12 protein-coding genes are annotated in these 13,602 nt (G+C 72.0%); 5 read left to right on the top strand and 7 right to left on the bottom strand.

Translation table 11 applies throughout. The features are described from left to right. Positions 1-25: 25 nt before the first annotated feature. The 3 genes from K8556_RS10120 to K8556_RS10130 are packed head-to-tail and all read right to left on the bottom strand — an operon-like array spanning position 26 to position 4,097. Positions 26-826 (bottom strand): ABC transporter permease subunit, encoded by an 801-nt coding sequence (locus K8556_RS10120; protein WP_223740134.1) that lies wholly within the window; start codon positions 824-826, stop codon positions 26-28. Positions 827-828: 2 nt separating this feature from the next. After that, positions 829-1,788 carry an ABC transporter ATP-binding protein gene (locus K8556_RS10125; RefSeq protein WP_223739834.1) on the bottom strand — a complete coding sequence of 320 codons (960 nt, stop codon included), beginning with the start codon at positions 1,786-1,788 and terminating at the stop codon, positions 829-831. Next, the gene (locus K8556_RS10130) at positions 1,785-4,097 is read right to left on the bottom strand and encodes a glycosyltransferase family 39 protein (RefSeq protein WP_223739835.1); all 2,313 of its coding nucleotides are present in this window, start codon (positions 4,095-4,097) and stop codon (positions 1,785-1,787) included. Before K8556_RS10130 ends, K8556_RS10125 begins: the two co-directional genes overlap by 4 nt. Before the next feature lie 289 nt (positions 4,098-4,386). On the opposite strand from K8556_RS10130, the gene K8556_RS10135 reads away from it, so the two are divergent. Both K8556_RS10135 and K8556_RS10140 read left to right on the top strand, forming a co-directional pair. Then, entirely contained in the window at positions 4,387-5,616 is a 1,230-nt protein-coding gene (locus tag K8556_RS10135) for a hypothetical protein (RefSeq protein ID WP_223739836.1), read from the top strand. 7 nt (positions 5,617-5,623) lie between these two features. Next, the gene (locus K8556_RS10140) at positions 5,624-6,481 is read left to right on the top strand and encodes a hypothetical protein (protein ID WP_223739837.1); all 858 of its coding nucleotides are present in this window, start codon (positions 5,624-5,626) and stop codon (positions 6,479-6,481) included. A 7-nt stretch (positions 6,482-6,488) separates the two neighbouring features. On the opposite strand, the gene K8556_RS10145 is transcribed toward K8556_RS10140, so the two are convergent. Next, complete coding sequence (locus tag K8556_RS10145; RefSeq protein WP_304503952.1) at positions 6,489-8,060, bottom strand: rhomboid family intramembrane serine protease; 1,572 nt, start codon at positions 8,058-8,060, stop codon at positions 6,489-6,491. A 108-nt stretch (positions 8,061-8,168) separates the two neighbouring features. Between K8556_RS10145 and K8556_RS10150 the strand changes: the two genes are divergently transcribed. Together K8556_RS10150 and K8556_RS10155 are read left to right on the top strand one after the other, a co-directional pair. Next, the gene (locus K8556_RS10150) at positions 8,169-10,049 is read left to right on the top strand and encodes an FHA domain-containing protein (protein ID WP_223739839.1); all 1,881 of its coding nucleotides are present in this window, start codon (positions 8,169-8,171) and stop codon (positions 10,047-10,049) included. 70 nt (positions 10,050-10,119) lie between these two features. After that, a complete protein-coding gene (locus K8556_RS10155; RefSeq protein WP_014398871.1) occupies positions 10,120-10,713 on the top strand; it encodes a response regulator in 594 nt (197 codons plus the stop codon). On the opposite strand, the gene K8556_RS10160 is transcribed toward K8556_RS10155, so the two are convergent. From K8556_RS10160 to K8556_RS10170, 3 genes are read right to left on the bottom strand one after another with little or no spacing between them, the layout of a single operon-like run. Next, positions 10,710-11,474 (bottom strand): enoyl-CoA hydratase/isomerase family protein, encoded by a 765-nt coding sequence (locus K8556_RS10160; protein ID WP_223739840.1) that lies wholly within the window; start codon positions 11,472-11,474, stop codon positions 10,710-10,712. The two genes, K8556_RS10155 and K8556_RS10160, sit on opposite strands and share 4 nt — an antisense overlap. A 16-nt stretch (positions 11,475-11,490) precedes the next feature. Beyond that, complete coding sequence (locus K8556_RS10165) at positions 11,491-11,703, bottom strand: biotin/lipoyl-binding carrier protein (protein WP_223739841.1); 213 nt, start codon at positions 11,701-11,703, stop codon at positions 11,491-11,493. Between the two features lie 27 nt (positions 11,704-11,730). Further along, a complete protein-coding gene (locus tag K8556_RS10170) occupies positions 11,731-13,080 on the bottom strand; it encodes an acetyl/propionyl/methylcrotonyl-CoA carboxylase subunit alpha (protein WP_223739842.1) in 1,350 nt (449 codons plus the stop codon). Positions 13,081-13,253: 173 nt separating this feature from the next. Between K8556_RS10170 and K8556_RS10175 the strand changes: the two genes are divergently transcribed. Continuing rightward, positions 13,254-13,595: a hypothetical protein gene (locus tag K8556_RS10175; RefSeq protein ID WP_223739843.1), complete on the top strand. Its 342-nt coding sequence runs from the start codon at positions 13,254-13,256 to the stop codon at positions 13,593-13,595. The last annotated feature ends 7 nt before the right edge of the window (positions 13,596-13,602 follow it).

Consider the following 13,602-nt stretch of genomic DNA (forward strand, 5'->3'; position numbering starts at 1 on the left):
GTCCACTCTCCAACCCGCCAGTGACTCAACCCCAGCGGCTGACCAGACGTTCCCGGTCCAGGAGCCGGATGCTGGCCGCCAGGAGGATGAAGTCCAGCACCAGCACCACCGCGCCCTGGATGGCGTAGTACCCCACGCCCGCCTTGAGCACGCCGGCCACCTGGCCTCCCACCAGCCCCACCAGCGGCAGCACCACCAGCGCGGAGAGCTGCTGCGCCATGCGCGCCTCGCTCACCCGGGCGGAGATGAGCACCGCGACGCCGTTGCCGAAGAAGGCGAACAGCGGCGCGAGCACGAACACGCCGAAGCCCCACAGCGCGTTGGGCATCAGCGGCGCGCCCACCAGCGGCCACGCCACCCAGTCCACGCCCACGCAGAACAGCGCGAACGCGGCCCACGTCAGCACCACCGCGGGCACCAGCGCGGCCAGGCACTTGCCCGCCACCAGCTCCGCCGCGGACACCGGCGACGCGAGCAGCGGCTCCAGCGTGCGGCGCTCCTTCTCCCCCGCCACGCTCTGGGACGCGATGAGGATGGGGATGAAGACGGGCATCACCAGGAACATGCCGAACCAGTCCGTGAGCGACTTGTCGATGAGGAAGCGCGCCGCGCTCGCGCCCAGGGGCAGCGTGGGGTCGTAGAAGAGCGCCACCGTGCGCAGGTCCGCGTGGTCCGGCTGCCGCACGTACGTCCACACCACGCCGATGGGCACCGTCACCATCACCAGCGGCAGCACCGCCATGGACACGAGCAGGCCCACGTTCTTGCGCAGGTCCAGCGAGTCCTTCCAGAACACCGCCAACGCGCGTCGCGGCCGGAAGGCCATGCTCACGTCCCCTCTTCCCGCAGCAGGTCCAGGTACACCTCTTCCAACGGCCGCTGCGCGGGCACCACGCTGTGCACGCGGGCCCCCGCGCCCACCAGGCACGCCACCACGTCCGGCGCCAGGGCCTCGTCCGCCAGCATCACCCGCAGGCGCCCGCCCTCCACCAGCACGTTGGGCCGGAAGGGCAGCGCCGAAAGGTGGGGGAGGAAGCCCTGCGCGTCGCCCTCCACGCGCACGTCCAGCGCCTGGCCCGCGCGGCGCAGGTCGCGCACCGGCCCCAGCGCCAGCAGGCGGCGGCGCACCACGGCCACGCGCTCGCACAGCCGCTCCACCTCCGCCAGGTTGTGCGAGCACAGCACGATGGTGCGCCCCTCGGACGCCAGCTCCGCCACCGCGTCGCGCACGGTGCGCGCGGACTCCGGATCCAGGCCGCTGGTGGGCTCGTCCAGGAAGATGACGCGCGGGTCGTGCACCAGCGTGCGCACGATGGCCAGCTTCTGGCGCATGCCCTTGCTGAAGCCGCCGCACGGGTCGTCCTCGCGGCCGCCCAGCCCGAAGCGCTCCAGGTAGTGCTTCGCCCGGGGCCACGCGGTGGACTCGTCCATCTCATGCAGCTTCATGAAGAAGCGCAGGTTCTCCCGCGCGGTGAGCCTGTCGTAGAGCCCGGGCTGCTCGGTGAGCAGCCCCACCACCTTGCGCAGCGACTCGCCGTCGCGCGTGACGGAGTGGCCCCACACCTCCGCGTCGCCGCTGGAGGGCTTGAGCAGCCCCGTCAGCATGCGCACCGTCGTCGTCTTGCCCGCGCCGTTGGGGCCCAGCAGGCCGAACACCTCGCCGGGCCGCACGTCGAAGGTGAGGTCCTCCACCGCGGTGCGCGCACCGAAGCGCTTCGCCAGGCCGCGCACGCGCAGTCCTCCCTTCGCGGGCGCCTCCGCGAGCGGGGGCGGGACGAGGAGGCTCACTCGATGGTCACCAGGACGAACTTGTTGTTGATGTCCCGGTCGATGAGGGTGACGGTCTTGTCGGAGCCCACGGCGTTGCGCAGCAGGTTCACGCGGTTGTGCTCCACCAGCGCCCACTCGCGGCCGGGCCGCGACACGTACTGGCGCATGCGCGTGTTGGCGTCGCTGGCGCGGAACTGCTCCACCGTGTTGCGCGAGTAGAACGTCTCCCCGCGCCAGTTCATCATGTACGCGGCGATGGGCTCCCCCGCCTTGCGCTGGTTGTAGTAGCGCCAGAACAGGTCGCGCTGCGTCCAGTGGTGGGACAGGTCCACCCAGTGGCCCCAGTTGAACCAGAGCGCGAACGCCGCGGCCAGGCCCCAGAAGGTGCTGAACAGCAGCACGCGCGAGCGCTGCAGCGCGGCCACCGCCGCCAGCACGCCGGCCACGCCGAACGCGAAGCCCATGCCCACCTTCACGTTGATGGTGCCGGACAGGGCCTTGAACAGCGCGTCCGACGCGGGCGGCCCCTTGAAGCCGCGCACCGCCAGCGCCACGCCCACCAGCGCCAGCCCGAAGCCCACCACCTGGAGCACCGTGCGCCCCGGCGCCTCCTCCGGCCGCGACGCCTGCCAGAAGAGGAAGCCCGCGAGCGCCACCAGCGCCACGCCCCACAGCCCCATCGCGGACACCTGCCCCTGCGAAGCCACCGCCGCGAGCGTGGCCCCACCGGTGAGCAGCAGGCCCAGCGCGACGGCCCGCCCGGCGGCCGGGCGCTCCGTGTTCGCCTTGGAGGAGAACGCGTCGAAGGCCAGGTACACGCCGAAGGCCAGCAGCACCAGCGTCACCAGGTCGCCCATCCACAGCGGGCGCGAGGAGAAGAACGCGATGGGCTTGGAGACCAGGTCCTGCGGATAGGGCCGGTCGTAGTTGTAGACGAACAGGTCGGTGAAGTCCTTGGGGTTCTCCGCCAGGTCCTTGCCCACCAGGATGAAGAGCACCAGGCCGAAGATGAGGCTCACCGCGTGCTCGGAGATGCCGTCCCGCCACAGCCGGTCCACGAACAGCGCGATGAGGACGGACAGGCCCGGCAGGATGGGGAACACGTAGTGGTGGAACTTCGTCGCGCTGGAGGCCAGCAGGTAGAACGCGAACGCCACCCACAGCACGGCGATGAGCGCCAGGTGGTCCGCCTTGTCGCGCGAGCGCAGCTTGAGGCGCGACACGACCGCGAACGCGCCGGGCACCAGCGCGACCCACGGGAAGATGGCGAAGCCGCCCTGTTCGATGAAGTAGGTGAACGACCCGCCCGGCGTGGTGGTGTGCACGCCCGCGGTGAGGCGGTTCAGGTGGTCGTGGATGAAGAAGCGGTACCAGAACAGCTTGCCCTCGTCGTCCACGCCGTTGAAGAGCACCAGCGTCAGGTACCAGGGCACCGCCACCGCCGCGAACACGAGGATGCCCGTGCCCAGCTTCATCCGGTACATCTGCGCCCACAGCACGGGCATGGGCCGCGTGCCCGCGCGCACCTGGGCGCGGACCTCGCCGCTGGCGAGCCAGCGCAGGTGCGCCTCCAGGCTCTCGCGGCTCCACGGGATGACGCCAGCCACCGCGTACAGCACCAGGATGACCGCGGGCAGGCCCACGCCCAGCAGGCCCTTGGCCAGCGTGGCCAGGCCCGCGAAGACATAGAACGCGTACCACCAGCCGGCGCGGTGCTTCGTGGTGTCGTCCAACTGCCCGATGATGGCGCACGCCATGGCGCACACGAAGGTGGTGACGAAGGGCGTGTCGGTGACGGTCTGCCGGGTGAGCAGGAAGTACAGCGGCATGGTGGCCAGCACGAAGCCCGTGGCCAGGCCCGCGCGCATGTTCACCACCCGCGCCACCGCCAGCGACAGGAGCGCCACGGCGGTGATGCTCAGCAGCGCGAAGGGCATGCGCATGCCCCACTCCGTGTAGAGCCCCATGGCGCCGTCGCCCCGGAGCGCGCCGACGAGGTTCATCCCCAGCGCCTGCATCCACATGGTGAGCGGCGGCTTGGAGAAGAACCACGCGTTCTCCCAGAAGGGATAGACGTAGTCGGAGCGCTGGATCATCTGCCGGCCCACTTCGCCGTAGTGGGTCTCCCAGGGGTCCCACAGGCCGACCGCGCCCAGGTAGGGCACGAAGAGCAGCGCCGCGAAGCCCGCGGTCGCCAGCACGACGCGCGCGCTGAAGGACAGGGCCAGCCACCGCCGCCCCCATGAAGACGTCAGGGTGTCCTCACCGAGGATGGCCTGGGTGAAGGTGGATTCCCCCTGCGAGTTCTTTTCGCCGTCGCTTGCCACGCGCGCGTGCTCCTTCGTCGTCCGGGACGGGCCCCCGTGAACCCCATGGGGCCGGGGGGCTTATATCCCCCCCACCCCCGCCGGTCGACCGACCTGGAAGGGGGTGCGTCGTTCTCGCGCCAGCGCACGCGCCGCCGCGTGCACAGGTGCTGTGCAGGCGCCTGCACAGCCGCACGGGCAAGTCCGCGAAACACCGTCGTCCCGCCAGGGGCACGGGCCTTGTAGGGGCCCCATCACGAACCCCGACCGCGTGGCCGGAGCGCGGCGGGCCGCTCATCGAGGAGCAGTGATGCTGGTTTCAGCGGTGACCCTGGGATGTGCCCTCCTGCTGGGGCAGGTGGAGGCGCCGGAGGAGCCGGAGCCATGGGACCTCCAGATGGCCCTTCCGGACGCGTCGTCTCCCCAGCAGCCCTCCGCCGGGCAGGCGCGGTGCCTCGCCCTGCCGCCCACGCCGGCCGTTCCCTCCGGGGCCTGGCGCGCCCGCTGCGACGACGCGAAGAAGCAGTGCCTGGTGTCGCCCGCCAACGAGCTGGACTCGGAGGGCCATGAGAAGGACCAGCCCCTGCAGCGGGTGGACAGGTGCGTGTCGAACCTGATGCCCATGGAGACGGTGCGCCAGTACCGCCTGGTGCCCGCCATCGCGGAGGCGCCGCCGGGCTGGTACCGCGACGAGCGTGGCCGGGTGCTCCAGTACAACTTCGACCTGCACCGGCGCGTCTACGTGGGCGGGGCCTGGGCGCCGCGCTGGCTGCAGGAGACGGACCGTATGGACGAGCGCGTGCGGGTGGACTTCGGCGTAGACCTGGAGTGGCCGGGGGACTCGGACCGGCTGCACCGGATGACGCTGCTGGACACGGAGCTGTACCTGGGCGACGCGGCCTCCTACGACGTCACGCTCCTGCGCTACGACTTCCGCAGCCAGAACGACGCGCCGCTCTTCCGGGTGACGACCTTCTACGGCCGCCCCCGGCGCTTCGACATCCACGCCAACCTGGGCTTCTGGATGGAGCTGCTCCACGGCGAGCAGGTGCGCCGTGGGGACGCGCACGGGGACTTCCTCTCCGTGGCCACGACGCAGGTGACGCTGGACCTGTGGCACTCGAGCGACCTCGTCTCCTACGTGCGCCTGCGGACCGGCCCCGCCGTGGAGCGCGACCGCACGAACGGCTTCTTCACGCTCGTCCCCGCGGCGGCGCTGGAGGGGGACCTCACCCTGGACCGCGACGGCTTCCACCACGTGCGCTTCGGCGCGGAGGCCCAGAAGGTGCTCCTCGCGCAAGCCGTGGAGGGCCGGCCCCTGCGTCCGGAGCGGCTGCGGCTGCGCGCGGGCTATGAGCTCATCGTCCTGGCCATCAACGACCAGCCCGTGAGCGTGACGCTGGACGGGCGCGGGACGTGGCGGGACGACGTGGCGAACGCGCCCGCCGGCTGGGAGTGGTCCGCGCAGGCGGGCCTGCGCTTCTCCCTGTGGGCCCCGGCCAGGAGGTCCGCGCCGGCGTCCCCTCCCGGGAAGGGGTAGGCCCGGGATGGTGGCGCTCGCGCTGGCGTTGCTCCTGGGCACCACGCCCGGCCTGTCCTGTCAGGGCCGGACGGCGGCCGGGGAGACGTTCCCCACCTGCTTCGACCCCGGCACCGGCTGGGTGCTGGGCACCGGCCTGCGCGTGCAGGACGACGCGGAGGCCCTCGCCGTGCGCACGGGGTTCCTGGTCCGCTGGGTGCGCACGAGCGGCAGCAAGGCGGACTCGCTGTGGATTGATTCCCACCGGCTGCTCATGACGGAGGCGTGGGGCGGCGAGCAGCCGGGGCTGACCTTCACCGCGTACGACGGCCTGCTGCGCAGGCACGTGGAGGAGGGCTCCCTGCTCGTCTCCATCGGCCGGCCCCGGCGCATCCCCTTCCCGTTCGACGTGGCCCTCGCCGTGCGCGCGGCGCACCTGGAGCGGCGCGTCCGGGAGGGCCCGGGCTGGACGCTGGAGACGGGGCGCGTGGGGCTGCTGTTGGATCCGCTCCGCACGAACACGGAGCGGGGCTGGCTGGCCGTGGGCCCCGCCGCGAGCCATGCCCTGCGACACGCGCCGGACGGCACCCGCAACGAGGTGTCCCCCTTCACGTCCCTGCTGCTCGACGCGGGCTGGGAGACGCGGGATGGCAGGTGGGCCCTGCGCGCGACGGGGCTCGCCGGCTGGAGCTTCGGCTCCGACGGCGGCGCCGGGTTCCGGGCGCGGGGCGAGGTCGCGCTGGAGCACGTGCTCCTCGCGGTCAACGACGCGCCGGTGGTCGTGCGGCTCACGGCCACGGGCGTGAAGAGCGACGCGGGCCTCTTCCGGCGCGACGAGGGGATGCTGGGCGCGGGGCTCGCGGTGCGCCCGTTCGGCGCGAGGTGAGACGGCGTCAGCGCCGCGGTGGGGAGCGCTCCGGCCCCTCGACCGCCGCCTTCAAGGCGCCCTCGGCCGCGCGCAGGCGCGCATCCCGGGGGTCCACGCGGCGGGCCTCCTCCAGGCGCAGCAGGGCCTCGGCCGTGTCTCCCCTCGCCAGCGCGCAGCGCACGCCCGCCTCCAGCGCGCCCGTGTCGGACGGCCCGTACACCCGGGCCTCCGCCGCCGCGTGGCAGCCCGCCTCCACCTGTCCGGACTCGAAGTACGCGCGGGCCAGCTCCACGCGCGTGTCCACCTGGGTGGGCGCCAGCCGCACCGCCGACGCCAGGGGCTCCACGGCATCCGCCGGCAGCCCCCACCGCCGCAGGGCGTGCCCCAGCTCCCGCAGCGGCCCCGCCACGCCCGGCACCAGCAACGCCCGGGCCCGGGCGACCCGCAGGCTCGCGGGCTCCTCGAAGCGCACGTCCGCCGTCATCCGCTCCACCACCCGCGCGTAGGCCGGGTAGGCCTGGGGCCAGGTGAAGACGATGCGGTACACCCACTCCCCGCGCGGCACGAACCACGCCACCAGGTGCGTCCGCCCCCCCACCCCGTCCAGCTCCGCGCGGATCCGCTGCGCGGGCCGGCCTCCCAATGACGCGGGCTCGACGGCGCCCGCGGACACCGTGTGCCCCTCCGGTCCCGCCCGCCCCGGCACCAGCGACGCGTCCAGGAAGTGCTGGGCCTGCGCCGAGCCGTCCCCGGGCTCCCCCGCCTCGATGGCCTCCGCCGTGAGCGTGGCCCGCCCCAGGCCCTTCAGCCCGTTGGAGAAGGCCCTCCGCCCCTGGCCGTCCTCGTCGCGGCGCCAGCCGTCCGGCAGCGACACCGCCACCCCGAAGCCGTCGTCGTGCTCCACCCGCCACCGGGACCGCTCCATCACCACCACCGCCGCGCCCAGCCCCGCGAGCCCCACCAGCGCCGCCGCCCGGAAGCCCCCCGCCCCCCACGCCCGCGAGCGCAGGAGGACGCCCACGAGCAGGCCCGCCATCAGCCCGCCCATGTGCCCCGCGTTGTCCACGCCCACGCTCGTCCAGCCGAGCCACAGGAAGACGAGCACCGTGGGCAGCGCGTTCTCCCCGGAGAACCACCCGGGCCCCGCGCCCCGGGCCCCGCTCCGGCCGCGCCGCCCCAGCACCAGCAGCGCCCCCACGCACCCGAACACCCACCCGGACGCGCCCACGCTCACCGTGGGAGACCACCAGAGCGAGCCCGCCATCGTCGCCAGCCCGGACACGGCGAGCAGCGCCACGTAGTCCCACCACCGGCACGCGCGCTCCACCGCCGTGCCCACCCCCGCGAACACCAGCAGGTTGAGCCCCAGGTGAAGGGCGTCCCGGTGCAGGAGGTTGGCGGACAGCAGCCGCCAGCCCTGCCCCGCGTCCGTCACCAGGGGGCCCGACTTGGCGCCCCAGTGGATCAGCGCATCCACGCCGGGCGGCCCTCCGGACGCCACGAACGCGTACAGAATGGCCTGCGCCGCGATCAGCGCTATCGTGAGCGCCGGTACCCTGCCCTCACCACCCTTTCCGGCCAATCGACCGATGGACAACAGTGCCTTCCTGACCCTGGGATGGGCGAAAAACCCTGTTGTTCTCGGGGGATACATGGCTTGTCTCGGTGAAGGGCATTCTGCTATAGCTGTACTCGGACCGGACCCGTGCTGAAGCTCATCATCGAAGACGACGAGGGGCGCAAGACCGTTGTTCCCTTCGTGCGCGACGAAATCACCATTGGCCGTCAGGAAGGGAACACCATCCGCCTGACCGAGCGGAACGTGTCACGTCGACACGCCCGGCTCGTGCGCCTCAATGGCCACGTCGTGCTCGAAGACCTGGGGAGCTACAACGGCACCCGGATCAACGGCGAGCGCGTCGCAGGCCAGCTCCCTCTCAAGGAGGGCGACCTCATCCAGATCGGCGACTACGATCTGGCGTTGCAGGTCGAGGGCGCGGCCAACGCCAGCGCCCCCACTGGCGCCATCACCGCCAAGGTGCCCGCCTCCCGCCGGCCGGAGCCGGAGCCCGAGGAGGACGACGACGAGGACGCCGTCGCCAGCGGCCCCCGCCCCCGCGACACCATGGTGGACGGGGAGGACGAGGCGGAGGACCACGACGACTCGGACGACGAGCACGACCACACGCCCGTGTCCGCGGATGCCCGCCGCAACGCCACGTCCATCATCCGCATGGACCAGATGGAGGCGGACCGGCCCCGGCGCGTGGAGCGCGTGCCGGAGGACGAGCAGCCCCGGCTGGTGGTGCTCGGCCCCGCCGAGTTCAAGGGCCAGGAGTTCGACTGCAACCGCACGGAGCTGCGGATCGGCCGCACGTCGGAGAACGACGTGGCCCTGGACCACCGCTCGCTGTCCCGCACGCACGCGAAGGTCGTGCGCGAGGAGACCGGCGAGTGGCGCGTCATCGACATGCAGTCGGCCAACGGGATGACGGTCAACGGCGAGAGCTACGCCCAGGCGACGCTCGCCCACGGTGACATCATCGAGATGGGCCACGTGAAGCTGCGCTTCGTGGGGCCCGGCTCGCTGGAAGACGACATCGCCGCGCAGCAGGGCCGCGCCGGCTCCAAGAAGATGTGGGTGGCCGCGGTCATCGTGTTCCTGTCCATTGGCGCGGGCGCGGCGCTCTTCGTGGTGAAGGGCCAGGAGCTGCTGCCCAAGCCGCCGGACACCACGCCGCCCGTGGTCGCCGCGGATCCGCAGCAGCCGCCCCCGGAGGCGCCGCCGCGGCCCCCGCCCCCGGAGACGAAGCCCCCGGAGACCGTGGCGGCGAAGCCGCCGGACACCAAGGCCCCTGACGCGCCGAGGACTCCGGAGCCGGTGAAGCCGCCCCCGGAGCCCCAGACCCCGAAGGCGACGGAAGAGGACTTCGCCACCGCGCTCAGGGCCGCCGACTTCGAGGTCGCGAGCGCGATCCTCAAGAGCCTGGGCGAAGGCGCCCGGGGCCCGCAGGCCGTCAAGGCGCAGGCCGCGCGCGAGCGCCTGCTGGCCCAGGAGATGGAAGCCGACAAGAACCTCAAGGCCGCCCAGGAAGCCCTGGACGCCAGCAAGTTCAAGGAGGCGGCGGCCAGCTTCGCCAGGGTCTCCCCGGAGACCGTCTTCAGCTCCCGCTACGACGGCGTGAAGCAACGCCTGGACGCCCAGAAGCCGCAGGACACCGAAGCCGCCAGCCCGGCCAGCGCCGCCACCCTGACGGCGGAGGACGTGACGGCGGACACCCTGAAGACGATGAAGCCGGCGGACGTCGCGGCGAACATCGAACCCATCAAGGCCAAGGTGCTCACCCTGGCCAAGACGGACGCCAACGGAGCCCTCTCGCTCGCAAAAGACTGCGCGGCGCGAGCCCCCAAGGTCCCCGAGTGTCACCTGATGCTGGGCGTGGTGCACGCCACGCTGAAGGACTTCAAGGCGAGTGAGCAGGCCTACAAGACCTTCCTCCTGCTCACCCCCGAGGGCTATCCGAAGCGCGACCTGGTGATCAAAGCCCTGAGCAAGGTCACCCAAGCAGCGTCCCAGGCTCAATAACCCCCGCCTCCAACACTGGCGAGTAGCCCCCCCCGCAGCACTTCCCTCAACCCTGCAGCGAGGAGACGCTGTGCAGATTCGCATCCTGGTAGTTGATGACGAGCAGGACAACTGCGACTACCTCAAGCTCGTGCTGACCCGTGAAGGCTACGAGGTCGTCACCACCACGGACCCCACGCAGACGGTGGACATCCTCCGTGGCTCCGACTTCCATCTCGTCATCCTCGACATGATGATGCCGCAGATGTCCGGCACCGAGGTGCTGGAGCTGATCCGCAAGTACGACACGGACATCGCGGTCATCGTCGCCACGGCGTACCCCACCGTGGACACGGCCGTCGCGTCGCTCAAGGCGCAGGCGTCCGACTATGTGAAGAAGCCCATGGAGCCGGAGCAGTTCACGGCCGCCGTGCGCAACGCGCTGCAGAAGAAGGGCCTGTCCCAGGACCCGGAAGCGGACCTGCACCGCGCCATCGGCCGCACCATCCGCGACGCGCGCAAGACGCAGGAGCTCACGCTCAAGCAGCTCGCCCGCCGCACCGGCCTGTCCGTGTCCCTGCTGTCCCAGATTGAGCGCGCGGAGTCCTCCGCGTCCATCTCGTCGCTCTACAAGATCGCCTCCGCGCTGCAGTTGCGCATGGGCGAGCTGTTCGGCGACACCTAGCGGCCGGAGAACCGGGGCGCGCGCTTCTCCAGGAAGGCCGCGCGCCCCTCCCTCGCGTCCTCGCTGCCAAACGCCTCGCCGCGCACCTGACGCAGGTGCGCGACGTCCTCCGGGGACAGCCCGGAGCGCGCCAGCAGCCCGAACGCCTCCTTCATCCCCGACACCGCCCTGGGCGCCCCCGCGGCCAGCGTCGCGCACAGCGCCAGCGCGCGGGCCTCCGCGTCCTCGGGGCACTCATCCAGCAGGCCCCACGCGAGCGCCTCCGCCGCCGGCAGCCGGCGCGCGGTGAGGAACAACTGCTTGGCGCGCGACAGCCCCACCAGCCGCACCGCCCGCGCCAGCCCCTCCGGCGAGTACACGATGCCCAGCCGGGCCGGAGGCATGAGGAAGAACGCGTCGGCGGCGCCCACGCGGAAGTCGCAGGAGGCCGCCAGGTCGAAGCCCGCGCCCACCGCGCCGCCCTGCACCAGCGCCACCGACGGCGCCGGGTGCCGCTCCAGCTTCAGCAGGCACGCCACCAGCGGGTCATCCGGCAGCCGCCCGTCCGCGCCCGGCGGCCCCAGGTGCGTCAAGTCGTAGCCCGCGCAGAAGTGCCCGCCCTTGCCGCGCACCAGCAGCGCGCGCACGTGGGCGGCCGGCTCCAGCGCCGCGTCCAGCCGGGCCAGCAACGCGTCATTCAGCGCGTTGCGCCGCGACGGGTTGGAGACGGTGAGCACCCGGACACCGCCCTCGCGATCCTCCACCTCCAGCGTGGGCTCCATCCGGTGGCGCCCGTGGCTACTCGAGCACCACGAGGACGTCGCCCTCGTTGACCGGCTGCGCCTCCTTGCAGCGGATCTCCTTCACCGTGCCGCCCTCTTCGGCCTCCACGGGCATCTCCATCTTCATGGACTCGAGGATGACGAGCGTGGTGCCGGCATCCACCTTGTCGCCCACCTTCACTTCGATCTTCCACACCGTGCCCGTGATGTGCGCCGCAACGTCCGCCATGAACCGTCCCTCCTCGGGTGGGAATACTTAAGGCTTCGCGTGAGAATCCAGGAAGTGCGTGTCCAGCTCACCGGCGCTGAAGGCAGGGTCCTTCAGGATGCGCAGGTGGAGCGGGATGTTCGTCTTGATGCCTTCGATGCGGAAGGACTCCAGCGCCTTCACCGCGCGGGCAATGGCCTCGTCGCGCGTGGCGCCGCTGATGATGAGCTTGGCGATCATCGGGTCGTAGTTCGGCGTCACCACGTCCCCTTCCGCGTAGCCGGAGTCCAGGCGCACGCCCTCGCCCGTGGGCGGCTGGAAGACCTTCAGCGGGCCGGGGGACGGGAAGTACTTCACCGGGTCCTCCGCGTAGATGCGGAACTCCAGCGCCGCGCCCTTCCGCTTCACGTCCTCCTGCTTCACCGTCAGCTTCTCGCCCGCGGCGATGCGCAACTGCCAGCCGATGAGGTCCAGGCCGGTGGTCAGCTCCGTCACCGGGTGCTCCACCTGGAGCCGGGCGTTCATCTCGATGAAGTACACCTGCCCGTCGGAGTACAGGAACTCCACCGTGCCCGCGTTGGCGTAGCCGAACGCCTTCGCCGCCTTGACGGCCGCCGTGAAGAGCTCCTCCGCCAGGCCCGCGTTGCGTCCGTTGGCGAACAGCACCGACGGGGCCTCCTCCACCACCTTCTGGTGCCGGCGCTGGATGGAGCACTCGCGCTCCAGGCCGTGGATGAGGTGGCCGTGGGTGTCGCCCAGGATCTGCACCTCGATGTGGCGGGGCGCCGGGAAGTAGCGCTCCAGGTACACGCCCTCGCGGCCGAAGGCGGCCTTCGCGCGGTCCGTGCACTGGCGGTAGACCTTCTCCAGCTCCGCGGGGTTGTTCGCCGCCGCCATGCCGATGCCGCCACCGCCGCTGGCGGCCTTGCACAGCACCGGGTAGCCGATGCGCTCCGCGGCCTCCAGGGCGCTCTGCACGTCCGGCAGCACGCCGTCGCTGCCGGGCACCACCGGCACGCCCGCGGCGGACACCAGCTTGCGCGCCTGGCTCTTGTCCTTCATCCGCGCCATGGCCTCCGGCGGCGGGCCCACGAACGTCAGCCCCGCGTCCGCGCACGCCTGGGCGAACTCGCCGTTCTCCGACAGGAAGCCGTAGCCCGGGTGCACCGCCTGGGCGCCCGTCTTCTTCGCGGCCTCCAGGATGGCGGGGATGCTCAGGTAGCTGTCCTTCGCGGGCGCGGGGCCGATCCTCACGGCCTCGTCCGCCTCCTTCACGAAGGGCAGGTTCACGTCCGCGTCCGAGTACACCGCCACCGTCTTCACGCCCATGCCTCGGGCCACCGCCCCGATGCGACGCGCGATTTCACCCCGGTTGGCGATGAGCAGCTTCTGGAACATGGCAGGCACCCTGGCGTTGCGAAGGGCGGCCAAACTAACCCCCACCCCCTTGACTGACAAGCGTCCGGGCAGCCGCGCAACAGGTCCGTACAGTCCCGTAAATTTGCGGGCTTGCGAGCCCCTGGCGTACCTTGCCCGACGTGAATCCCCCGTCGACAGGAACGCACAGCGTCGTGGACCTGCATGGTGCCCGTCGCGCCCGCCGTCTGGACTTGTACCGGAACCGGCTCAACCAGCGGCAGCAGGACACCCGCGCCAACCTGGTGACGCTCTACGAGGGCGGCACCCTCTTCACGCCCGACGGCACGCAGCAGGGCCGCTCCCTGCTCAAGGCCCTGCAGTTGCTGCAGCGCGCCGGCACCCGCCTGGAGGAGCTGTCCGGCGACGGCCTGCTGCCCGCCCCCAGCGCGTCGGAGCGCATCGACGCGCTCTACGACGAGGTGGACGGACTGTTCACCCGATGCGACCGCCTCACCGGCAGGGGCACGGCGAGCGTCGCCCGCCTCCCCCGCTAGCGTCCCC

It is taken from the genome of Corallococcus sp. AS-1-12, from assembly GCF_020036995.1.
In the GTDB taxonomy this organism is placed as follows: domain Bacteria; phylum Myxococcota; class Myxococcia; order Myxococcales; family Myxococcaceae; genus Corallococcus.

Excerpts from the sequence above, each read along its gene's own strand:
- K8556_RS10160 (WP_223739840.1), bottom strand. The coding sequence starts at position 11,474 with ATGGAGCCCACGCTGGAGGTGGAGGATCGCGAGGGCGGTGTCCGGGTG.
- K8556_RS10120 (WP_223740134.1), bottom strand. The coding sequence starts at position 826 with ATGGCCTTCCGGCCGCGACGCGCGTTGGCGGTGTTCTGGAAGGACTCG.
- K8556_RS10135 (WP_223739836.1), top strand. The coding sequence starts at position 4,387 with ATGCTGGTTTCAGCGGTGACCCTGGGATGTGCCCTCCTGCTGGGGCAG.
- K8556_RS10140 (WP_223739837.1), top strand. The coding sequence starts at position 5,624 with ATGGTGGCGCTCGCGCTGGCGTTGCTCCTGGGCACCACGCCCGGCCTG.
- K8556_RS10165 (WP_223739841.1), bottom strand. The coding sequence starts at position 11,703 with ATGGCGGACGTTGCGGCGCACATCACGGGCACGGTGTGGAAGATCGAA.
- K8556_RS10170 (WP_223739842.1), bottom strand. The coding sequence starts at position 13,080 with ATGTTCCAGAAGCTGCTCATCGCCAACCGGGGTGAAATCGCGCGTCGC.